20 protein-coding genes are annotated in these 22356 nt (G+C 55.8%); 12 read left to right on the top strand and 8 right to left on the bottom strand.

Annotated features, from left to right (window positions below; genetic code table 11):
* Positions 1-68 precede the first annotated feature (68 nt).
* The gene (locus L1047_RS15315; protein ID WP_235279867.1) at positions 69-548 is read left to right on the top strand and encodes a tellurite resistance TerB family protein; all 480 of its coding nucleotides are present in this window, start codon (positions 69-71) and stop codon (positions 546-548) included.
* On the opposite strand, the gene L1047_RS15310 is transcribed toward L1047_RS15315, so the two are convergent.
* Together L1047_RS15310 and L1047_RS15305 are read right to left on the bottom strand one after the other, a co-directional pair.
* Entirely contained in the window at positions 529-978 is a 450-nt protein-coding gene (locus L1047_RS15310) for a tetratricopeptide repeat protein (protein WP_235279866.1), read from the bottom strand. The genes L1047_RS15315 and L1047_RS15310 overlap by 20 nt on opposite strands.
* A 77-nt stretch (positions 979-1055) precedes the next feature.
* Positions 1056-2168: an aromatic ring-hydroxylating oxygenase subunit alpha gene (locus L1047_RS15305; protein ID WP_235279865.1), complete on the bottom strand. Its 1113-nt coding sequence runs from the start codon at positions 2166-2168 to the stop codon at positions 1056-1058.
* Positions 2169-2429: 261 nt separating this feature from the next.
* Between L1047_RS15305 and L1047_RS15300 the strand changes: the two genes are divergently transcribed.
* Positions 2430-2966: a hypothetical protein gene (locus L1047_RS15300; RefSeq protein WP_235279864.1), complete on the top strand. Its 537-nt coding sequence runs from the start codon at positions 2430-2432 to the stop codon at positions 2964-2966.
* 20 nt (positions 2967-2986) lie between these two features.
* Here L1047_RS15300 and L1047_RS15295 read toward each other — a convergent pair whose 3' ends face one another.
* Positions 2987-3973 (bottom strand): ABC transporter permease, encoded by a 987-nt coding sequence (locus tag L1047_RS15295; protein ID WP_235279863.1) that lies wholly within the window; start codon positions 3971-3973, stop codon positions 2987-2989.
* Between the two features lie 427 nt (positions 3974-4400).
* Here L1047_RS15295 and L1047_RS15290 point away from each other — a divergent pair, with 427 nt between their 5' ends.
* Together L1047_RS15290 and L1047_RS15285 are read left to right on the top strand one after the other, a co-directional pair.
* Complete coding sequence (locus L1047_RS15290) at positions 4401-6404, top strand: choice-of-anchor Q domain-containing protein (RefSeq protein WP_235279862.1); 2004 nt, start codon at positions 4401-4403, stop codon at positions 6402-6404.
* Positions 6405-6424: 20 nt separating this feature from the next.
* Complete coding sequence (locus L1047_RS15285) at positions 6425-6640, top strand: hypothetical protein (RefSeq protein ID WP_235279861.1); 216 nt, start codon at positions 6425-6427, stop codon at positions 6638-6640.
* Here the strand turns inward: L1047_RS15285 and bchB are convergent.
* On the bottom strand, positions 6637-8169 hold the full coding sequence (bchB, locus tag L1047_RS15280; RefSeq protein WP_235279860.1) for a ferredoxin:protochlorophyllide reductase (ATP-dependent) subunit B: 1533 nt from the start codon (positions 8167-8169) through the stop codon (positions 6637-6639). The two genes, L1047_RS15285 and bchB, sit on opposite strands and share 4 nt — an antisense overlap.
* Before the next feature lie 617 nt (positions 8170-8786).
* On the opposite strand from bchB, the gene L1047_RS15275 reads away from it, so the two are divergent.
* Entirely contained in the window at positions 8787-9155 is a 369-nt protein-coding gene (locus L1047_RS15275) for a Mo-dependent nitrogenase C-terminal domain-containing protein (RefSeq protein ID WP_235279859.1), read from the top strand.
* On the opposite strand, the gene L1047_RS15270 is transcribed toward L1047_RS15275, so the two are convergent.
* The 3 genes from L1047_RS15270 to L1047_RS15260 all read right to left on the bottom strand — a co-directional run bounded on the left by L1047_RS15270 (position 9061) and on the right by L1047_RS15260 (position 15611).
* Positions 9061-9609 carry a DUF1636 family protein gene (locus tag L1047_RS15270; RefSeq protein WP_235279858.1) on the bottom strand — a complete coding sequence of 183 codons (549 nt, stop codon included), beginning with the start codon at positions 9607-9609 and terminating at the stop codon, positions 9061-9063. The genes L1047_RS15275 and L1047_RS15270 overlap by 95 nt on opposite strands.
* A 33-nt stretch (positions 9610-9642) precedes the next feature.
* On the bottom strand, positions 9643-10632 hold the full coding sequence (locus L1047_RS15265; protein WP_235280099.1) for a methyltransferase domain-containing protein: 990 nt from the start codon (positions 10630-10632) through the stop codon (positions 9643-9645).
* A 176-nt stretch (positions 10633-10808) separates the two neighbouring features.
* Positions 10809-15611: a translocation/assembly module TamB domain-containing protein gene (locus tag L1047_RS15260; RefSeq protein WP_235279857.1), complete on the bottom strand. Its 4803-nt coding sequence runs from the start codon at positions 15609-15611 to the stop codon at positions 10809-10811.
* Between the two features lie 216 nt (positions 15612-15827).
* On the opposite strand from L1047_RS15260, the gene L1047_RS15255 reads away from it, so the two are divergent.
* The 4 genes from L1047_RS15255 to L1047_RS15240 all read left to right on the top strand — a co-directional run bounded on the left by L1047_RS15255 (position 15828) and on the right by L1047_RS15240 (position 19546).
* Positions 15828-16301, top strand: a complete 474-nt coding sequence (locus L1047_RS15255; RefSeq protein ID WP_443081738.1) for an STAS domain-containing protein — start codon at positions 15828-15830, stop codon at positions 16299-16301.
* 32 nt (positions 16302-16333) lie between these two features.
* Positions 16334-17050 carry a precorrin-2 C(20)-methyltransferase gene (locus tag L1047_RS15250; protein WP_235279856.1) on the top strand — a complete coding sequence of 239 codons (717 nt, stop codon included), beginning with the start codon at positions 16334-16336 and terminating at the stop codon, positions 17048-17050.
* A gap of 1354 nt (positions 17051-18404) precedes the next feature.
* Positions 18405-18935 carry a GNAT family N-acetyltransferase gene (locus tag L1047_RS15245; protein ID WP_235279855.1) on the top strand — a complete coding sequence of 177 codons (531 nt, stop codon included), beginning with the start codon at positions 18405-18407 and terminating at the stop codon, positions 18933-18935.
* 77 nt (positions 18936-19012) lie between these two features.
* Positions 19013-19546 (top strand): peroxiredoxin, encoded by a 534-nt coding sequence (locus tag L1047_RS15240; RefSeq protein WP_235279854.1) that lies wholly within the window; start codon positions 19013-19015, stop codon positions 19544-19546.
* Here the strand turns inward: L1047_RS15240 and L1047_RS15235 are convergent.
* Positions 19543-19728 carry a hypothetical protein gene (locus tag L1047_RS15235; protein WP_235279853.1) on the bottom strand — a complete coding sequence of 62 codons (186 nt, stop codon included), beginning with the start codon at positions 19726-19728 and terminating at the stop codon, positions 19543-19545. The two genes, L1047_RS15240 and L1047_RS15235, sit on opposite strands and share 4 nt — an antisense overlap.
* Positions 19729-19899: 171 nt before the next feature.
* Here L1047_RS15235 and rplU point away from each other — a divergent pair, with 171 nt between their 5' ends.
* The 3 genes from rplU to L1047_RS15220 all read left to right on the top strand — a co-directional run bounded on the left by rplU (position 19900) and on the right by L1047_RS15220 (position 22337).
* Positions 19900-20307 (top strand): 50S ribosomal protein L21, encoded by a 408-nt coding sequence (gene rplU, locus L1047_RS15230; protein WP_235279852.1) that lies wholly within the window; start codon positions 19900-19902, stop codon positions 20305-20307.
* A 90-nt stretch (positions 20308-20397) separates the two neighbouring features.
* Positions 20398-20667, top strand: a complete 270-nt coding sequence (gene rpmA, locus L1047_RS15225; RefSeq protein ID WP_235279851.1) for a 50S ribosomal protein L27 — start codon at positions 20398-20400, stop codon at positions 20665-20667.
* 119 nt (positions 20668-20786) lie between these two features.
* Complete coding sequence (locus L1047_RS15220; RefSeq protein WP_235279850.1) at positions 20787-22337, top strand: glycosyltransferase family 2 protein; 1551 nt, start codon at positions 20787-20789, stop codon at positions 22335-22337.
* The last annotated feature ends 19 nt before the right edge of the window (positions 22338-22356 follow it).

Below are 22356 nucleotides of genomic sequence, written 5' to 3'. Positions count from 1 at the left end.
AACAAATTTAATGAGCACCGGCAGGGATCCCCTCCTACACTGGCAGGTGAGCTTTTCAGGAGGATGCAATGCCCACTCCCCCCCCGCCCGGCATTACCCCCAAACAAATGAATCTCTTACGAGCCGTCACGGCCATGGCCTGGTCAGATGGTGCCCTAGAGGTTGACGAAGTGGAGCTGATGGCCCAGCAACTGTCCCAACATTTTGCTCCGGATCCCAGTCAGCAGGCTAGCTTGGCCAAACAAATCCGGGAGTACTTTGTCCAGCGGATCCCGTTGGATGAAGTGTTGCCCAAGATTAGCGATGAGGCCGAAAAGCGTATGATCCTCAAGTTGGGCTATCTGGTGATTGCCGCCAGTGCCCGCAGCCCGGAAGAACCTGTGGTGAATCTGGAAGAGTTGGATGCCTTCCAGCAGTTGGTGGCTAAGCTTCAGCTTCCCCCCGAAGTGGTGCAGCAGGTCTCTCAAGAAGCAGAAGGCGAGCTAGGGGATCCCAGCATTGCTCCGATAGAGGCGCTGGTGAAAGGGTTTACGGAACACTACGGTTAGATGGGTTAGATGCCGCTGCAGAGTCCTTCTGGTAATTGCGAATGGCCCGTTTCACCAAGTTGAGAAAGGCATAGGCCCGTTGATCGGAGGGATCCAACCGCATCACCGCCTGAAAGGCTGCTTCCGCCTGCTGCAGGGTGGGGATATCCATTTGCCCATCCATACCCGCTTCCAACTGGGCTTTTTGCAAAAGGAGTGCCCCCCGGTTGTAGTGGGCTTCTGGGTGGTTGGGATCTGCTGCCAAAACCGCTTCGAGCTCCGCCAGAGCAGGATCCAGATAACCGCTCATGCCCAGTACCCAGGCCAGGTTGTAGCGAGCTTCGGTGTGGGTGGGGTCGGAGGCGAGCACCTGCCGAAACGCTTGAATGGCCGCCTGGAAGTCCCCAGCTTGAACCGCTTCGATGCCATCTTGGTAGCTGCTATGGGTCATCCGATACCTCCCCAAAAGATCGACATAGGTAGCCGTGTGCCAACACTGTACGCTGCTTTACCCTCAAGAGGGATGGGCTACTCCTGCATCTGGCGGCGATACTCCCGCCCAAAAGCTTGGATCAACCCCTCCGCATGAGAGAGGGGTCCGGCCTCGTAGGCACGGGATCCCACCCCTTGCTGGGTCAGCTCACAGAGGTGCCAGTCTTGTCGGTTGGTGCGATCCCACAGTTCGATCACCTCGCTCGGATCAAAGTGTTCTTGGGCCAAAGTCTCCGGTTCAAACAGCCAATCACAGACCAATCGCGTCCGATCCGGCCCTTGAGGCCAAAGGGTATGGGTCATGACGTAATCGGGCTGCAAGCTCAAGAACAGGTTGGGCATGAGGGTGTAGTAGTAGGCCCGCTTTTGGTTCTCATCCTCCACAGTGGAGATCAGGGGCAAGGTGCGTTGGCCGCTCATATTCAGGCTGGTGACATCCGGGTTGAGCAACATGTACCCCCCCAAAAAAGGGCCTTCCATCAGGTCATTCCGTCCGCTGCGGGCTGGAGAAAGACGGGCCAATTCCGGATGAATCAGGGGGCAATGGTAGCACTCCGAATAGTTCTCAAACAGCAATTTCCAATTGGCGTGAATGTCGTATTCGATGCGGTATCCTCGTCGCAAAGCGGACAAGTTCCATTCCCGAAAGCGCCTCTGTAACGGGGCAAAAGTCTCGCTAAAAGGTTGGGGATCGCGGCTGAGATTCACCCAGATAAATCCCTCCCATTCCACCAGGGCGGCTGAGTGGAGGGGATAGTCTTCCCGACGAAAATCTTCCACCTCCTGCATTTGTGGGGCCGCCAACAGATGTCCATCCAACCCATATCGCCAGGCATGATAGGGGCAGGGGATCCCATCCGAAAAATGCCCTTGCGGTTCGCTACACAGACGGGTGCCGCGATGGCGACAGTGATTAAAAAAGGCATGGGCCTGAGCTTGGGGATCCCGCACCAAAATCAGACTTTCGCCCAGTACCTGTACCTGCAAGAAATCCCCCGGCTGAGCCAGATCGGCGCTGCGCCCCACGCAGAACCATTCTCGATAAAAAATCTGCTCGATCTCCGCCTCAAAACGACTGGGAGAGACATAGTAATGGCCGGGCAGGGTGCGGGCACCGGCTTGAACAGTGGCGCGGTAAAAGGTGGTCATGGTGGGATGTCCAAGTGGGGTATCAGATGAAGTATCAGAAAATCAGAAAGGAAATTTGGATCCCGACGGAGAATAGATAAAGAGCTGCTGCCCAACCAACTTAACTCAGGCATCCCATCGGGTATGAGCAAACCTGCTCGACATCCGTGCTGGGTTCTTTTGCGGGGTTGATCCGGGGTATGCCTGGCGATCAACCCTCAGCTTCCACAACAGGTCTACTCGGGTTGGCTAAGCTAGCAAAGGCAGCTTTCTCCCTCGGCCATGGGCTTTCCTCTATCCCCGTTAATTCGCTATACCATTCAAGCGCTCTATTGGGCTTTGGTGCTGCCACTGCCCATGTTGCTCTCCCGACAGGCGGATCCCGTTTGGGTGGGATCCCTGCTGGTGGCGCTGCTGATAGGGTGGGGCTTGCTACTAGGATCCCTCAGTCAACAAGTCAATGTAGATGACCAGGGAATGCGAGCCACTTATCCCGCTTGGGTGCCTGCTTTTTTGCGGCAAGAATGGCAAGTGCAGTGGTCTGATGTGGAACGGATAGAGCCGAGATCCACCAGTCAGGGGGGGGTAGTTTACTACTGGGTCACTCAAGCTGGAGATTGTGTGCTGTTGCCCATGCGGGTAGCTGGGTTCAAGCGTCTGTTGGCTGAAGTTCAGCGCCACACCGGAATACAAGTGGATAGCCTGCGCCCCTATGTACAGCCTTGGATGTATGCGCTTTTGGGCTTTTTTGCTCTGCTTTTGTTGGCTTGGGATGGGGTGATCGCCCTTTTGGTGTGGACAAGCCCCGCCACGTTGTAGAGCGGGAGTCACCAGAAGCGTCAATGCCCCTCAGAGCGAATGGAACTGTGCCAAAAGGTAAGGCGCTTTTCGATCCTTAAAATCAACCCATAGGCCAGGGTGCTGATGACAGTGGCATAAAGGATCGCGGCCCAAACAATGTCGAAATTAAAGCGGGCCGCCTCGATCTTGATGCGAAACCCCAGGCCAAATCCTGGTGCTGCAAAAAATTCCCCGACAATCGCCCCGATCATCGCCAGCGTCATCGCCAACTTCAGGGCATTAAACACATAGGGCAAAGCCTGCGGGATCCGCACCTGCCAAAACACTTGCCCAGCACTGGCTCCGTAAGAGCGCATCAAATCCAATTGGCTCGCATCCACCGAACGCAACCCTCGCACCGTGTTGATTACCACCGGAAACAGCACCACCACCGCAACCACTGCTGCCTTTGAAGGCCAGTCGATGCCAAAAGCCCCCACCATCACCGGGGCCAAAGCCGGGATGGGAATGCTAGAGAGGGCCGCCAAATAGGGCAAAACTCCTTGCTCGATCTTCTGAAAACGAGCCAAGATCCCCCCCAGCAATAGCCCGGATCCCACCCCCAGGCCAAACCCCACCAACGCTTGTCGAACAAAAGTTTGCACCGCATCCCGCATTAGGGCAGCCCGCGCCATCCACATTGCCCGTACTACCCGCGTTGGGGTTGGCATCAACCCCGGTGGTACCCGATAGCCCACCAGCAAGGTTTGCGTCAGTACCAGCCCCAACAACAAAATCAGCAAGGGAGGCCCCCAGCCCTGCCCCCGTCGGCCCAAGCCCCAACACCCCATTCCCCCAAGCAGGGTGGCCAGCAAAACCGCCGGCAAAAACCAGCCCGATACTGGCGCAGTTGCTGCATTCATCTCCCCGCTGGTGTGGAGCATGAGCAGCCCCAATCCCAACAGACCACAGCCATAGAGGATCCCATCTTTCCAAATGGGGGTAATCGTGAGCAGGGTAGGTCGGGGGGGGGCAGCGGTTTGCATAACAAGAATGGGGGGAACACAATCAAATGACAATCCAATAACTTTGATGACTGACAGCCTTTTCCGGCTTCACACAGGCCCTTGAGCTACGCAAAAAACCTTATGGACAAGGGATTGACCTGAATCTGCTGCCTCAGATAATGCTGGAAAAGGGTAGCCGTGACAGAGCGAGGTATCCATGTCGAGGGTGCCGGTTGCCAAATGAGCCAATTGTTGATATTTTGCACCTCAGGTTCAAATTGAAACGGCAAGTTTGTTGCTCCTTGTGAAATACAAACCTAGAGATGCTCTTCATCTTGAGGCAGTGAAACGTTGCGGCAGCAAAGTTTTGCCAAATTTTAACCCTGAGTGAGGAGTGGTTCTAATGATTTTCTCTGCGGGCAGGCCAGCCCTGTCTCACCGGCGACAGCTAGCCAGATGGTGGAAAATGTTGCTCCTGCTTGGATCCCCGCTGGCGACACTGGTGCTGTGGGCGGGAATGGCAGAGGCGGCAACGATCACGGTGAACAGCCTGGATCAAGGCTCTGTAGCCGGGCAGTGTACGCTGCGGGATGCCATCGAAGCGGCCAATACCAATGCCGCAGTGCAAGGCTGCACAGCAGGGGATTCTCTTCCTACTGTTGACACCATCGATTTCAGCGTCACAGGAATCATTACCCTGGTCACTGCCTTACCGACGATTACTGAAGATGTGGTGATTGACGGGCCAGGAGCAACCGACCTAGAGGTAAGTGGGAATAATTTAGTTCGGGTGTTTGATATTGGGAATAACCTCAGTGTAGAGATTGAGGGACTGACCATCAGCAATGGAAACACTGCTGGCGACGGTGGTGGCATCCGGGCAGGTAGCGGCACCACCCTGACGGTGAGCAACAGCACCCTGAGTGGCAATAGCGCAGGAGACGTGGGCGGCGGGATCTATGCCTATACCGCAACGGTGAGCAACAGCACCCTGAGTGGCAATAGCGCAGGAGACGATGGCGGCGGGATCTATGCCTATACCGCAACGGTGAGCAACAGCACCCTGAGTGGCAATAGCGCAGGAGACGATGGCGGCGGGATCCGTGCCTATACCGCAACGGTGAGCAACAGCACCCTGAGTGGCAATAGCGCAGGAGACGATGGCGGCGGGATCATTGCCGTTACCGCGACGGTGAGCAACAGCACCCTGAGTGGCAATAGCGCAAACTTCGATGGCGGCGGGATCATTGCCGTTACCGCGACGGTGAGCAACAGCACCCTGAGTGGCAATAGCGCAGGCAGTTATGGCGGCGGGATCTTTGCCGTTACCGCGACGGTGAGCAACAGCACCCTGAGTGGCAATAGCGCAAACTTCGATGGCGGCGGGATCCGTGCCAATACCGCAACGGTGAGCAACAGCACCCTGAGTGGCAATAGCGCAAACTTCGGCGGCGGCGGGATCCGTGCCGTTACCGCAGCGACGGTGAACAACAGTATTATCGCTGGCAACACGGGTTCTGCCGGCAATGAAGAATGTTCCGGCAGCATCAGCGGCAGCAAGAATGTCTTTGGCGTCAGTGGCAATGCTGGTGGTTGCCCCGTGGCAGGGAACATTGTGCCAACTGGGGCTATTTCCACGGTTCTGCAGACCACCCTAGCTGCCAATGGCACCACGATCTTTGCTGGGGTTCTGCCGGGAACACCGGTTCTGACCCTGGCCTTGGTAGCCAATAGCCCCGCCCTAGAGGCCGCAGACCCTGGTATCTGTGCAGCAGCCCCTATCAATAACCTCGACCAAAGAGGGGTGACTCGTCCCCAGCCGGCTAGCACCACCTGCGATATCGGGGCCTTTGAAAGTGCTCTGACAGAACCCGAGCCGACACCGACGCCCACAGCTACCCCGACCCCTGAACCAACTCCCACCCCGACACCCGAGCCCACACCCACGCCAATCCCGACACCGACGCCCACAGCTACCCCGACCCCTGAACCAACTCCCACCCCGACACCCACAGCTACCCCGACCCCTGAACCAACTCCCACCCCGACCCCAGAATCCCCCAACCGTCCCCCGGCGGGTCGTTTGGTTTGGGATCCTGCCCGGTTGATTGTGCAAGAAACCCGGCAAGAGGGGATCCCGACTTTGGAGGTGCAGGCCAACCAGTTGCGGGGGGTAGTCTTTGATTTTCGCAACTTGGGTGGGCCAATTCGGGTTCCGGTGCAAGTGTGTGTGCTGGTGCCGGAGGGACTGGCCTTCAGCTCACCGCAACTGCCGCTGCAGGCGAGTACCCAAGTGATAATCGCTGGGGTGGCCAGCCGAGATTTCACAACACAGTTCATCCCGGCTGGGCAACCCGTTCCTGCCGCTTGTCAGGGAACCAATCGCAACGGAGCGGTGGTGGTGACTCTGCCCGATGGGATCCCGGCGGGGGTGAGTGGGTCAATCGGTTTTCAAGTGGTTTTGCAGTGAAGTTAATAGTGAGGTTAATGATGAGTAAGCTCGCAATTGGGTTAGGATTAGGCCTGATTTTGGCTGGCTGTGGGTCGAGCAGCAGCAACGGTGTCAGTCTTCTGCCGCAGGAGCCCACTCAGCAGCCGAGTTTGCCTGCTTCCTTCACGGTTTTTTTGCAGGTAGGCAGCAGCTATAGCAATCCGCCTGTGGTAAGTCTGTCAGATCCCGTGCGGGTAGTGGTGCGCACCAATTAGGCCCCGGCAGCCTCTTTGGCAGCGTACATCACTTCCACGCTGATCTCGGTCAAACCCCGTTCACGGGCAAATTTCTCGGTGTTGCGTTTCACCTTACCCCGCACAAAACCGGGTACCTTGTTCAGCTCCATCTGGGCTTCTCGAGTCCAGTTGATGTCGGAATCGGCACTTAGGCCCTTGTGGATTACTTCTTTGGTATCGTGGCCACCAAAGATCTCCAGTAGGTGATCCTCCATGCCGAGGGTAAAGGAGTTGTAAATTAAGTCGGCAATCTGGTTGGTGCCTTCATAGCCCAAAAAGGGTTTGTAGCCAATCGGGAAATCCTGCACATGAATAGGGGCTGAGATAACGCCACAAGGGGTGCGCAAACGCTTGCCAACATGGCGTTCCATCTGAGTACCAAAAATTGCCGCCGGTTCTGCTTGGGCAATGGCATCCCCAACGCGAGTGTGATCATCGGTCATCAGAATCTGGTCACAATACTCGCCAACTTCCGCTTGGAACCACTCGGCATCGTAGGTGCAATAGCTACCCGCCCAAACCACATGGATCCCCATCTCACGGGCCAAAATTTTGGTGATCGCCGCAGCGTGGGTGGAATCCCCGAAGACCACCGCTTTTTTGCCGGTTAGATTCTGACAGTCGATGGATCGAGAGAACCAAGCGGCCTGAGAAACATGCAGGGTTTGCTCCTGAATGTAGGGTTCATAATCGACCAGGATCCCTTGCTCATTTAGGATTTTTTGTGCCTGGCGAATGAAGCGGGCGGTTTCCACGACTCCCATCGGGCAAGTATCAATAAACGGGGTGCCAAATTGTTCTTGTAGGTAATGAGCCGCCAGTGGCCCCAGTTCGCGATAGGGCACTACATTAAACCAGGCCCGCCCGAGGTGTTTGAGCTCATGCACGCTGGCCCCTTCCGGGATCACCAGGTTGAGGTCAATGCCGAGATCCCGCAGCAACACTTTCAGCTCTCGCAGGTCGTGGGCATTGTGAAACCCAAGGCTGGAAATGCCAAGAATATTGCAGGAGGGGCGTTCAGTCTTGAAAGGAGAGTCGCTTAGTTCCCCATTTTTGCGGGCTTTGGTGATGTAGAACTCGACAATCTGCTTGAGAGTGCGATCCGCTGCCTGCAATTCGTTGACACGGTAATGGTTCACATCCGCTAGCAACACATCGGAGCGACTGACCAACTGGGCCTGCTGGACGAAGTGGTTCAAATCTTCCTGCAAGATGCTGGAGGTACAGGTGGGGGTGAGAACGATCAAATCCGGCTGTTCTTCACCATCTTTGCGGGTGATGTTGTTGATGACTTTTTCGTCGGATCCCCGCGCCAACACATGCCGGTCAACCACACTGGTAGTAACAGGGGTAAAGTCTCGCTCCCGCTCCAGCATGGAACGCATCACATTGAAATAGTCATCTCCGAGGGGAGCATGCATGATGCTATGAACGTTTTTGAAGGAGCTGGCCACCCTGAGGGTGCCGATGTGGGCAGGGCCAGCATACATCCAATAGGCCAATTTCATGGGGAGGCTCCCAAGCAAGGGGGTAGAACTGGGATCCCGACTGGAATCTCCCTTGGAATTCTAGAACGCCCCTTCGGTGGAATTGGACAATCGTTATGCTCCGTAACGACTGTAGTAAACCAACTTTGATCAAGAGAAAATTCCTTCCTAAGCGAGTCAAGGTACAGCCTTTTCCAACCTCAGGCACGACACAAGGTCAAGAAGAAATTTTTGTCGGACAAGGGGTTGGCCTGCATCGGCTGTAGTATGTATTGCTGGAAAAGGCTGTAACCTCAACTGCGAGGATCCCCCTGGCTTGAAGCCAGCGGTAAATTCTATAACAGGAATAGGGAGGGTAACGTACCGACACATCTCCCCAGACAAAGTCCCGACAACCGAGCGCCTCAGGAGGTTTTTGTAGTTATCGTTACATATTAACTTTTGAAGACAAAATGTGTAGCTCTACAACATTGGTCGGAGATTTTGTTTTACACAAGCCAGTTTTCGATTGGGAGGGGCAAACTAAGAGAGGGGATGTAATCAATGTTTCCCTTGATACAGAGATCTATCGATTCTTTACGTAGCGACTAGCCAATTCAGAAGGAGTGGTGCTCCTTCAGGGTGTGAGGTGAAGACCTATGGGTTCCACAACAATTTCCTTGCAACGTGCTCGCAAAGCTCCTCAGGAGCTGACTGTTTCCATGACTTCTTTGCGCCTCAAGTCGACGGTTCGCCTACGTGACTGGTTGCAGGCCCCGTTACGACCGATTCGAACCATGATCGACAACTTTAAAATCCGGGATCCCCATTTAGCTCACTTGGTTTGTCAGTGGATCCCTGCTCAGTGTCCCTTTGAGCGAGATGTAGTGCTATTTGGCCACAAAGTTATGCACATTCCTCCCATGTGCAAGCTCAACCCCCTGTACGACCAAGTGGCGGGCTTACGGTTTCGGGCTTTGTCATTTCTGGCTGAGCAGGGGGAAGATGTAACCCCCTACCTGCAGTAAAAACGGGATCCCTTACTCGGAAAACCGTTAAGCCGGGATCCGCGGCATCGTTTCTAGGTATCCAGCTCTGGGTGTCCAGGCTTTTAACCCAGGGCCGGGATGCGGGCAATAACCCCCTTTTTGAGTGTGGGCGATCCGCCCAGGGCAGGATGCCGTCGGTTTTGCTGGCGTAGAGGGCTGCTGTAGCGAAAATGCTCTCATCGTCCTCAAGGGAGAGATCCCCAAACACGTAGGTGGTTTTCTGTGGGGCAGCCAAGGCGATGACACAGGCGTGGCTACAGGCACTCATGCACTCCACCGGATGTATCTGAATGGCCGGGTCAAGGCAATCCAGCTGGGTTTGCAGATGATCCCAAAGTGTTTCCCCCCGGCTTTTGCCCTGTCGCTGGCCATTGACCCAGGTAGAGCCGAAGGTGGTACAGACCAGAAGACGATGGGAAGTTTTGGAGTGCATGGGGGTACTGTCGGGAAAGATGCCGGGGATTTCTTAGAGGGGGGTTGCCAAGCTGGCAGAGTTTGCCTGGGAATGGGGAGAGGCCTTGGCCCGCACTGCTCGAAACATGCCAAACCGGCACAGGCCGACTCCAAAGGCCAAGCGCATCAGCAACAACGTGGGTACTTCCCGAACAGATTTCAGGAATCCCGCCAAGCCATAGCGCAGAAAACCCTGGGGCCGCCGGATCCCTTGCCAAATCGAGTCCAGCCAGGAGGGCAATGTCGGTTCTGTCCAATCGGCGGTGATCACCTCACCTGCCACCCATCCGGTTGCAGCTAACAGTTCTGCAAAGCCTTCAATGCTGGCAAAAGCTGGATGAGACCACTGATCCAACAGCTGTCGCATCACCAGACGTTCCCATCCGTTCAGAGGCTGTTGTCGGTCATCCCGTTGGTTCCAATCCGCCACGGCCAGAATGCCGCCCGGTTTGAGCACCCGTAACAGCTCTCTGGCAAATAGAGCCTTGTCTGGCATGTGGGGGCCGGCTTCGATCGACCAAACCACATCAAAACTACCGTCTGGGAAAGACATAGCCAGGGCATCTTCCACCAAAAACTGCACATCCAACCCTGGGGGGGTGAGCTCTTGCGCCCGTTTCACCTGCTGGGGGCTGATCGTGATCCCGGTCACCGAAAAGCCATAGTCACGGGCCAGAATGCGGCTGCTACCCCCGATCCCACAGCCCACATCCAACACCCGTGTTCCAGCGGGCAGCTGATCCAATCCAGCCCAGCGCACCATCTCGTGGACAAAATCTGCTTTAGCCTCCAAGAAGTCTTTGGGTTGCGGCGGGGATCCATAGTGGCCCAGATGAATGTGTTCTCCCCAGTAAAACTCCAGAATGCCGTCTTCGGTCCATTGGTCGTAGGAGTTGGCCACCGAATCCGCCGATTGGTAGGGGCGGGCACTGAGCAGATAGAGGCCGATCCCGCTCAGCAGCGCCAGACCCAGTAGGCTTAATCCCCAACCCAGTACCATCATCACCATTCCTCGATCTTCCGGTCACTGACTCAGTGTTCTGTCCAACCCTGGGGATTCACCCCTTAAGTTTCAACAGGTGAAACCGCACCAGGGATCCCTGATCCCACGGTCGTTACAAAACTTAGAGTCGGTTTGCATTCTAGCCTTGAATGGTCAGGCCCAGGGAAGGATCCTTATTAGAAGCGGGTCTCAAATTCTACAGAAATGACATTGTTGCCCTCTAGATCTGTACTGGCACGGGTGAGGGTTTGCTCATTCAGTCGATAGCGGGTGCTGTAGCGGGTGGGCTGGAAGGGATCCGTCAGGTTCCGCTGCACCGATACGGACATGGTGGAGCCAAGATCTTTGGCTACTTCTAGAGCCAGCCCCACCGAAGAGCGATTGGGAGCGCGAGTATCGATTTGGGGGACAGGGCTGAGGCGAATTTCATCCAGACCTAAGGTATCACCCAAGGCTTCTTGCAGGTCGTTCAGAAGCGCGGTTCCCGCCAAGCCCGCCACCCCCACTTCCGCATTCAGACGGGCCAAAGCCGTTCCCCCCAGGAGGGCGACGATCTCTTCTGGCGAGCGACTGGGGCTACTGGAGAGGGCCAAAATGCCATTGCGGGGATCCGCTTCGCCTAGCTCGCTGGCCCGGCCATTCACCGTGGCAAAAATATCGATGCTCTGCTGGGATCCCAATACGTTGCGGTTGTTGTCGAAGGGGGAGATATCCTGCGGGAAACGGTAAACCTCGGTCGCCTGAGTCACTAAGCGCAGATCCAAGAAGGGATCCAACCCATTATCCAAATCAAAGACAGCCATGTTGGGTCGGGAGCGATCCAAGCGAAAGGCGGCGATGGGTAAGGCGACCCGGCCTCGCTCCAGGGTGATGGTGCCCGCCGGGCGCAAATCTTGGGGGGTGCCGAAAAGGCGTAGGTTGCCAGAGGCGTTGAATTCAAATAGATTGCGACGCAGAATTTGAATACCGGATCCCAAGGCCAGTTCCAGCCCATTCAGGCGGGGCTGCCAGGTGGGTGGATCCGACGGGATCCCTTCTGGGGTAGCACCATTGCGGGGACTAACATCCACAATCCCCTCCGATACTTGCAAGCGGCCCTCGATCAGAGGTTGCAACAGCAAGCCCGCCACCACCACTTCCCCTTCCAGGTGACCCCTGTAGAGATTGGGCAAGGTAAGGTTGATCCCTTGCAATTGCAAGCTCAAGGGTTGGAACCCTTCCCCCGATTGCAGCGCCCCGCGGGAGTTGGTGGGCAAAATGCCATTAACCAGGAGGGATCCCTGGCTGAATTGTCCACTTAGCTCTTGCACCTCCAGTTGGTTCAGATTGAAGGCGATTTGCCCCGTCAGATTGGTGATCGGCTCCGGTAGGGCGGCAAAGCTGAGGATCCCTTCGCTGACGCTGAGATTTCCCCGCAGGCTGGGTTCTCGCAAAGTGCCCTGGATAGCCAGCTCCAGTTGGCTTTGTCCCCCTTCCCAGTGCACTTGATCGGTGAAGAGGTTGATCAGCCGCAGACCGCCATTTTGGGCTTGTAAAGTGAGATCGATCTGATCGGATTCGGCCCGAACCTCAGCAAAGGGGAGGGTGTAGGGCACAAAACCAACCATGCGGATTGGCTCGTCCCCATTGGCCAAGAGGGTGCTATTGAAGCGCAACTGCCCTTGATTGTAGTCAAATTGGCCCCCTACCTCCCGCAGCGGCACCCGGTTGATCTGGGCATTCAACACCGTCAGGGATCCGGTGGCATGGGGATCCCGCAGGTTACCCGCCAATTCCACATCTAGGTTCAGATCCCCCTCTAGCTCCAGCTCATCCGGCAAGAAGCGATCCACCAAGGTCAGGGGCAAGCCCTGAATTTGCAGGGATCCCGACTGTTCGTTCAGGCCCAAAGTGCCGGAGAAGCTGGCCTGCCGTTCTCCACTGCGCAACAGCAGCGGCTCCAACATCACGGCCCCATCGGCAAAACTGCCGCTAGCGGTGAGGTTCTCTATCCCAAACTCTTCCGCTTGCCAATTCTGTCCATCCAGTTGAAAGCTGACACTGGGCTGGTTGAGCCCACCGGCAAGGGTGACACTGGCCTGGAATTCACCCCGCAAGCTGCTGGGGGGCGGAATCAAGGGATCCATGCGGCTGGCCAAGGTTTCCAGGTGGGTGGCCAAAACCTGAGCATAGTACTGTAACTGCTCCACCAGAGGGTGTTCTGGTAAACCTACCGGTTCGCTCTCCAACACCGACGCAGGACGCAGGGGGGGTAACTGGAAGCCGCGGCGGGTCAGATCGCTCCATTGCCGCCACTTAAAGGTGGAGATGATATCTTCCAGGCGGCCTTGGGTGGTACTGATCTGCAGTTCGATCTGAGGCACAGGGGTTTCGCGGCTGGGATCCAAGCGGGCCAGGAGGGGGGCTTCCGGCAGACGCAGCGTACCGCTAGCGGTGTAGGTGCTCTCGAACAAATCCAACCGCGCTTGAGTGACGGTAAGGCGATCCACCCGATAGTCGAAATCCAGAGAGAACCCTTGCGCCTCAATGCCTGCTAAGCGCAGATCCGCGACGGAGGCTCGCCCTTGTACAGCGCGATTCCTGAGGTTGATGGCCAGATCGCCGCTGAGGATCCCTTCCAAGCTGGCCAAAGGCCCTTCTGCCACCCACCCAGCCACCAGGGGCAAGGGCAACTGGTTCACCCCTACCTGCAGAAGGTCTTCCTGTCGCTGACCGATTGCCTCCGCTTCTCCCCGGCGCACCCGGAACTGCAGCGGTTGAAACTGGGGATCCAAACTCAGCGCCAACTGGTCTCTTTGCCCCTGCAAAGCCACCTCTGTCCCTTGCCTAGACCAGCGAAAAGGCCCCGCCATATCCTCAAAGCCGATCCCCCCCAGAGTCAGGCCCCGTAGCTGAGCATCCCCCTGCACCTGCAAATCATCCAGGGATCCCTGTACTCGACCGGAACCCTGCAGAACCCCCTGCACCGGGTCGGGTACACCCGGGATCTGAGCCAGCGAAACCTCATCTGCCTGCACAGCCAAATCTAGGGATCCCACCTGGAGGGTTTCGGGATCCACCGGGATCCGCCCTTGCACTGTTGCCAGCCCCAGCGCTTCTCCGCGCTCAATCACCAAGCCGGATCCATCCCAGGCCACCTGCCCCTTGATGTCGCCTAGAGGTTGAGAAAGGGCTACAGATCCTTCTGCCCGCAATGCCGCCAAGACACTCGATGCCGTTATTTCAGCCGTGTTCACCTGAGCCGTAATATCCCCCGAGAGAGATCCTGCCAACTCTGGGTTGAAGAAAGACAAGGGGAGATTTTGCGGAGCCACTTGCGCCTGAATTTGCCCCTGCGCCCACTGCCCCGACAGTGCTGCCTGCCCCTCCCCCAGCCTTAACATCGCCTGCGGAATCTCCACCACCCAGCCGCGGGTATCCGGCAGTGCCCCAGGTTCCAGGGCACGCAGAATCTGCACTTGCCCCGTGCCAGCAATCTCTCCCCCGGTGGCCTCCCAAGTCCCTTGGATCCGTGGCTGGGATCCCATCAGAGCCACCTCCACCTGCCCGGACACCTGCCCCACCGAGCGCGGCAAGCTGCCCCCATACCAGCCCACCACCTGCTCGGCATCCGCCCCCCTCACCTGAAGTTGAAACAAGCCCTCCAGTCGGGATCCCTTCGCGTCAGCGGGACGCAGGCCTAGTTGGAGCTGACCGGAACCTTGAATGCGTCCACCAGCAGCTGCCAAGTCGATCCGCTCAAAGGCTAAAGTCTGGTTGGCAAACCGAAAATCCAAACCGTACTGCGGCAACGGGATCCGATCCACCCGCCCAGGAGCCTGCGCCTGAAGCTGACCCCGGATTTCTGGCTGCGTCAGGGATCCCCCCACCGTCAGGGATCCCCCCAGCACCGCCTCCACATCCACGGGCAGGTCAAAATCGAAAGTTTGTTGTACCTGCGCCAAGCTGGCCTGGGGAAGGTCTGCCCGTAAATCGAACCCTTCAGCACCGAAGCGAATCGGGCCATTCAGATCCCGGAAGGGCAGTTGGCCGAAGGTACCGCTCACCTGCTCCAGATCCAGTCCTTGCAAAGTAAACCGGACAGAACCACTCACTTCCTCAAAAGGATGAGGCAACATCTCCAGCCCAAGGCGGGCCTGTTGCAGGCGAGCTTGTCCTGTCAGGTCTAGCGGTTGATCCCGACCCCAAGCCACCTCCAACTCCAAACCGGCATTCCCTTGCACATCGGTTAGAGGCACCTGGGGTAAGAGGCTGGGCAGCAAATCCAGCGGTACACTCCGAGATGAAACCCAAACCGAACCGGAAGCCTGGGGAAAATCCGCCACCCCCCTAAGGCGTACCGGATGGCCGCCCGAAGTATCCGGCGATTGCAATCTTGCGGAAAGCTGGAAACTGGCTCGCCCTCCCGTTGGCGGCAGCGGGACGGAGTCCTTTTGCTCTGCTGGAGCTTGCGGCTCCCCGGCCAACCAAATCTGCGCCTGGGCCTGCAGTTGATCAAACTGTCGCCGTTCCCCCACCAACGGGATGGCCGTCAGAGATCCCCGCCGCAGATGAACATTCAAGCCCTGAATGGGCAGGGATCCCTCCCCCTCAGGCTGCGGCAGTTGAAACTGAATATCCGCCCAACCGCGATCCAAGGTTTCCATCATCAGCAGTTGCGGTTGATCAAGGGTGAGGTTCAGCACCCATTCCCCCGTTTGTACCCAAGTCCAGAAATCAGGGCTGAGGTCGATGGAACCTATCGTGGCCAAATGCTCAATCCGGCTTTCTCCCAAGCTCACCTGCCAAGGGGCGAGGAAGGTGACCTCCCCCAACTCCACCTGTCGCCGCAACGCCTGCGATAAGGTCTCTTCTACCTGAGGCAACAACTGCCCTTGGATGTAAGCACTGGCACCCCACACCGCCCCGAAAGAAGCCGCCGTCAGGCCAAGACCCAAACCTGCCCCCACCCAAGTTAGGTTGAGTCGTCGCTGCTGCACGTCCTTATCCCACTGATCTTCACCCAACGGCTCGCCCCTCCTCACACGGGGATCCTACATAAGGTCTCTATTCCAATCCGGCAACTCTATCTGTGTTACTGTTGCGCAACACAAGTTGCTCCCATCCTACTCAAGGACTCTGGGCTTGCCACGGGGCCGAAGGGAAAACAGAATGCCACTTGTGGCGATAATTTAGGTGAAGCAGGATGTTAAGCTATCACCACGCCGGAGATCCGGCCTGCACAGCCGGGATCCAGAGCGTACCCCTCTGTCGAGATTATTAAAAGGAGAAGAGCCATTCCGGAACCACTGTCTTTAACGGTCAGTTTACGCGGCAGCCACGAAGCACTGGAAAACTGCCAGGTCTTTCACCTGACCGGCCTTCTGGATGCCTTTTCTGAACCCATCTTTCGTAAAGTCGTCACCAAGTATTTGGAAGAGGGATCCCCCAACATCATCTTGGATTTGACAGGGATCGACTTTGTGGATAGCTCCGGTGTGGGTGCTTTGGTACAGTTGGCCAAGCTAGTGCAGAGCCACTCCGGTATTTTCCAGGTGGTGAGTAATGCCCGCGTCACCCAAACCGTGAAACTGGTGCGATTGGAGAAGTTCCTCTCGTTGCGCAGCTCTCTACAAGAAGCCCTAGACCACCTGACCGCAGCAGGCACCGACAATGCAGAGCCTGCCTAAGTTTGCTATTCCCTTAGGTTGTTGAAGCGGGGATGGGACTGGGAACTTTTTGGGGCATTAGCGCTGGAGCTGGGGATCCCGATTGGCTTACGGTTAAAGGAGCCAAACTCCTCCGCTCCGTGAAATGGTTGGCCTGCCCGCAAGGTGCCGCCGGTCAGCCGGGCCTAGCTTTTCAAATTGTTCGCTCATGGCTGCAACCGGAACAAACCCTGCTCTCCCTCCACCTGCCCTTTGTCACCCACTCGGCTCAGTTACAAGCTGCCTGGATGGCTGCTGCCGAGCAACTGGCCCCACCCCTAGAACAAGGAGAAGATGTCGCTTTTGTCTGTGCGGGGGATGTCGGCCTCTACAGCACCTTCGCCTATGTCGCCCAGGCCCTGCGAGAGCGGATCCCGAACTTATCTGTTCAGGCGATTCCAGGGGTATCTTCTCCTCTAGCTGCCGCCGCCCTGTTGGGATCCCCATTGGTGATGGGATCCGAGAAATTGGCGATTTTGCCTGCCATGTTTGCCCTCAGCGACTTGGAGCAGGCGTGCGCCTGGGCAGAGGTGGTGGTGCTCATGAAAGTGGCCCCTGTTTACCCGCAGGTTTGGCAGTGGCTCGCAGAAAAGTCCTGGCTAGATCAGGCAAGCTTAGTGGTTTGGGCCGGATGGCCTCAACAAGCTCTTTTTCCCACCCTAGAGGGGCTCGCCGATTACCAACCACCCTATTTTTCCTTACTGATTCTGCGCTCACGGCAACGGAATTAAGGTTTTCTTAACCTCCGGGCTGGACAGGGGAGGGGACTCATTTCCTAAGATAAATACAAAGACAAGTGCAAAGACATCTTCTAGTTATCTTCTAGCGGATAAGTCATCTAGCAAGTCATCTAGGGCCAAGGAAGAGGTTAAGAAGGCTCCTGTATTTTGCTCAAATTTGTGTTGCAGTCGGCTTGTTTTCCCCAAGGAAAACAGGCTACTTTTGCTGGGCAAAACAGCTTTGTCTCACCTTAAAAGGAGATGAAACCTCTAAATGAAACAAGATAAAAAGGCAAATTAAAGGAATGATCTGGCTTATTAAGAACAGTTGCCAGGCGTTGTACAGAGGTTAGCCGCAGGTTAAAGTAGAGATGTGGTGATTCAAGGAAGGGGGATAATATCTCAGCTTCATTTCAAACGCGAGACATCACTCTGCGCTTTGGTCAAATCCAAAATTCTCTGTCGGCCAACGCTTTGATCCAAACTTCCGATCCGTTACTACGACAGACTTTTCCAGAACGTGACTGTCTCGCCAACCAGGGCATCTGGTACTTGCACAGGTTTTCCTGTAAATAGGACATGGGAGTTAAATCAGATAGCAGCGGGGTTTGTTGCAGTGAGCCGCTTTGGACAAGAGATCGCTCCATTCTATAGCTGACAAGCGATGACAAGCGGTTGTGCCAGTTCAGTAAACTCAAGCGACTATTTCGAGTCTCCATTCATGATCGATTAACAATTGGGAAGCCCATGATCGGGTTCAGGTGCCCTCAACCTGCAGACTCTGGTGAATCGGGATCTGTGTTCAGTGTGGTTAAGAGCTGCGGGCTTTAGCAATTCATGGTTCCACTCTCGTCTTGAGGAGGTTTCTATGTTTGCCTTTCTCTCAAAGATTGCTAGAGCAATTATCCGCGTGTTTACTCCTGCCAAGTCAGATCTGGTCGAGGTCGGTTACCAACCGATCACAGATGATATCTATCGCATCGATGGCTCAGCCTGTCACGTTAGCGATTTAGAGAGTTCATCGTAAGCCTTAGATCTTGGCTTCTGGCATCAGAAACCAGTGCTCATAAGCATTAGGCCAGAGACTGAGTTCGCCAGACTATTGTTTATCGGCTAAATAGTTGAGCCAATTCATTTGGATCATTTGGAGCAGTTCCGGGCTAGAAAAACTAAATAAAACCTGGATGCGGTTAGTTCGCATCATGTCGGGAGGTTTTTCTCCTTGAGTTTGAGTTCTATTGATAATCTCAGACTGGTCAAAGTCTATCAAGCAAGTGGCGGCCCCGTTTGGATTGTCGCCACTTAATTGTTTGTGGGATTGTTGGCGGGTTGTTTGCGAGAATAAGAAGATGCATAGGGTTGATGATTGAGTGCCTCTTCCCAGTCTGTGTTACCTTCTCTTGTGGTTTATCCGGCTGCACCGAGTGATTTGGAGCCGTTGGCGGAGGTGCTCACTCAGGTTTTCCATCCACCCCAAGGGCTGCAACGCTGGATCTACCGAATTCGCAAGCTGGGCATTCGCGAGGATTTGCGCTTGCGTCTGGGCTCAAGGGATCCCTACTACTGCTGTTTGGCGGCTTCGGTCGGATCCCGTGTGGTGGGCATCGTAGAAATCTCCCTGCGAGTCATGGCCCATGGGAAGTACCCTTACCTTTCCAATTTGGCGGTATTGCCCCGTTGGCGGCGGCGAGGGATAGCTCGTCAGCTTTTGCTCAGCGCTGAAGGGGTGGTTCAGGTGTGGGGCTATCGCCGTTTACATCTGCACGTTTTAGAAGACAATCTTCCCGCCCGGCAACTGTATTCCCAACTTCGTTACACCCCGATCGAGCGCACCGACCGACTGTGGCGGTGGCTGGGGGTGTCCCCCCAATTGTTGCTCTGTAAGTGGCTGTCCTGAATCAACATCGTAAAGTTATGTAAACTAGATAGAAGATTCCCCAAAGAGGTGTTCAGGTGATAGTCAAAGGGTGGCGCATGATTTGGCGGTGGTTGAGCCTTGTTGGGTTGCTCGTGGGTCTCGGTGTTGTTCAACCTGCCTGGGCTCAGTGGGGAACCACCCCTTTGCCTCAAATCGGCTTCCCTGCACCCGAGTTCGAGTTGGCGGATCAAACGGGGCGGTTACGTCATCTGGCAGATTTTCGGGGAGACTGGGTAGTTTTGTACTTTTACCCCCGCGATTTCACCTCAGGTTGCACCATCGAAGCCCGCCGCTTTCAGCAGGATCTGCCCAAGTTCCGGGCGATGGGGGCACAAATTGTGGGCATCAGTGCCGACTCGGTAGACTCCCACGAACGGTTCTGTTCGGCAGAGGGACTACAGTTCCCATTGCTGTCGGATCCAAATGGTCAGGTTAGCCAAGCCTATGGCTCGTGGATGGGGGATGTGGCCCTGCGCAACACATTCTTAATTGACCGAGAAGGGATCCTGCGGGAGATTGACCCCATCGTGCATCCCTCTCGTCATAGCGCTGAGGTACTGGCGCAACTGCAACAGCTCATCAACGGCTAGCTTTCAGCGCCGAAGGTTTGGTCGAACTCATAGAGCAACTCGTCAATCTCTTCTAGGGCTTGGTTGACATCCACGCGCAAACTACCCAGATTGGGTTTTTCCAAAAGCTTAGCCACCGTCGGTCGGCGCTCCCGGATCAGTTTGATGCGGTCTTTCAAAGCGGCAATTTCAGCTGCATCCATGACTCAAGTGGGCTAACTAACCTCCACAGCTTAGCGCAGCTTGGTGGCTGTCCAAAAACCAAAGATGGAGTGACAGGGCATCCACCTTTCCGTTAGCATTAGAGATCGCTGTAAACGCTCGGATCAGGTTCCAAGACCCGCAAGTGGGCACCTGTACGGCGAGGAGAAACCATGACTTATGCGATTGTCGAAACCGGTGGCAAGCAGCTTTGGGTTGAGCCAGGGCGTTTTTACGATATAGAGCGCTTACCCGAGACTGACGAAGATAGCGCTTTGGATTTGTCTCAGGTGTTGCTGGTGAACCATGAGGGGCAGGTGACTTTGGGACATCCCTATGTCTCGGAGGCAGTTGTCAAAGCTCGGATCTTGCACCATCGGCGCGGCACCAAAGTCATCGTTTACAAAATGAAGCCGAAAAAAAAGACCCGCAAGAAAAAGGGACATCGGCAAGAACTGACCCGGGTGTTGATCGAGTCTATTGAGCTGAATGGGGTTTCTTTGGCGACGGAAGAACCCACGGCAGAACCGACAACCTCTGTGGAAGGGGAAGTAGCAGGGATCCCTGAGGATGGGGAATGAGCTCCAGACTTCGCACACACGATGTTGATTTCGTTTAATTTCCTCTGATTTCCAGTGAACCTGTAAGACACAGTTGCATTAGGAGGCATTATGGCTCACAAGAAAGGAACAGGCAGTACCCGCAACGGTCGTGACTCCAATGCCAAACGGCTAGGGGTAAAGCGCTACGGGGGTGAGCTGGTTCATCCTGGCCATATTTTGGTGCGGCAGCGGGGAACCAAGTTTCACCCTGGAACCAATGTACGCATCGGTGGGGATGACACTCTGTTTTCTGTGGTGAGTGGCATTGTTACCTTTGAGCGCTACGGCAAGCGTCGGCAGAAAGTCAGCGTCTATCCGGCTGAGGCTGCTGTTGAGTGAGCTGTGGGGGAGGTGGTTTTCCTCTGTTTCAGGTTATGTTTCAGGTCATGTGGAGATACTTCAGAATGAAGTATCTCCTGGGTATCTCCTGTCCCCAGTGCTGAACCAAAAAAGTGGGAGTGGGAATCTCTACAGGTCAAGCAGGTCAGTACAACAGGATTGTGCGAGATTTGGGGCCGATGCGGGTGCATCTGTTTCGTTCTGTAGGTCTGCTTCACCTCATTGCTGGGGTGATGTATCTCTTTTGGCGGCTAACGGCAGGATTGACGGGTTTCGGATCCTTTCTCTTTTGGTGTGCGGAGCTGTTCGTCTGGTTAGCGGCTGTTGCTTTTTTCTTGAGTCGCTTTCTCCATCAGTTAAGTCATCTGCCTGTGCCAGAGGTGTTTCAACAAGCATTCTTCCAGATGCCGCGGGTGGATGTGCTGGTGATGCGCCGCTGGGATTCTGTGGAGGCAACTCGACAAACGGCACTGGCAGCTCTGCGCCTGAATTACCCGTGGGATCGGCTGTTCGTTCACGTGGTCGATCTGGCCGAAGATGAGGCGATGGCCAAGGTAGCTCGGGCTGTTCCCTGCGAGTATTGGGCTTGTCCAAATCCAGCGGTGGATCCCTTGGCCTACGTTCTGCAGTTGGGGCGGGTAAAAGGAGACTATTTTCTGCTCTTGGATCCGGGCCAGTTTCCCGATCCAAGCTTGCTGTTTCAAGCCTTGCCTCTCTTTTACGACTCACCGGAGCGTGCTCCCATCGCCAACCGCACGGGCTTTGTACAGGTGATGCTGCGCACCCTCGGCCAGCCAAGGGCTGTTCACCCGTTGCAGCAGGTTTTGGCAGTGGGATCCCGAGGTTACCAGGCAGCACCATTGTTGGGATCCGGCTGCTTAATACGGCGGCAAGCCCTGGAAGGGATCCCCGACCTAGACTCTTGCAAACCGGTGCGATTGGGGTGTCAGCTTCATCGGCAGGGGTGGGTATCCCATTTGGTGAGAGAAACCCAGGTGACAGGAGCTCTACTACCCCTGCGCAATCGACGCATTGCTCTCTTGGCTTTGTTTTCTGCCCTCAAGGAAAACCCCTTTTGGAGAGGGCAAACCAGCCAGCAGCAGCAGTTTCAATACCTATGGCTGACCCTCTGGGGCGCGGGCGGGGTGGCGGAGATCGCCTATCTGGCGGTGCCGATAGCTTATCTGTGGACAGGCTGGACACCTGTACCTGCATTTGACGGAGAATTCTTCGCGTGGTTCTTACCCTATGTGTTACTGGGTCGTTTCAGTTGGTTCCTTGCTTTCCCTCCCTCTCTTTGGAGAGCCGCTTGGCAGTCGGAACGACAGACGGGCAGCCAGTTTTTTCAGTCCATTCAGGCTCTGGTGCAATCGCTGCAAGGGGTGATCCCCGATCCAGAAAAGCCGTCACAATTGTCGTTAGGGCCGCAAGCCTTGGCCATTCTGCTCACCCTCTTGGCCATCGGGGTGGGATCCGTTCGTCTTTTGGGCTCTTGGGATCCCGCTTGGGCTGGGTTTGTACTTGGCTTGCTTTGGGCGGTTTACAACCTGTTGATCCTGACGGTGCGCCCCGACGATCACGATTTTGCTAGGTTGCAATTCTCCCGCAGAAGAGCGGCCACCCCCCCTGAAGAGGTTGCAGACCCGGTCTCGAGCTTGACAGAGGATTAGCACTCCAGAACAGTTATAC

Origin of the sequence: Synechococcus sp. Nb3U1 (assembly GCF_021533835.1) — a bacterium.
GTDB lineage: Bacteria > Cyanobacteriota > Cyanobacteriia > Thermostichales > Thermostichaceae > Thermostichus.
Note: the sequence above shows the minus strand (reverse complement) of the source record. Positions and strands in the feature narration are given on the sequence as shown.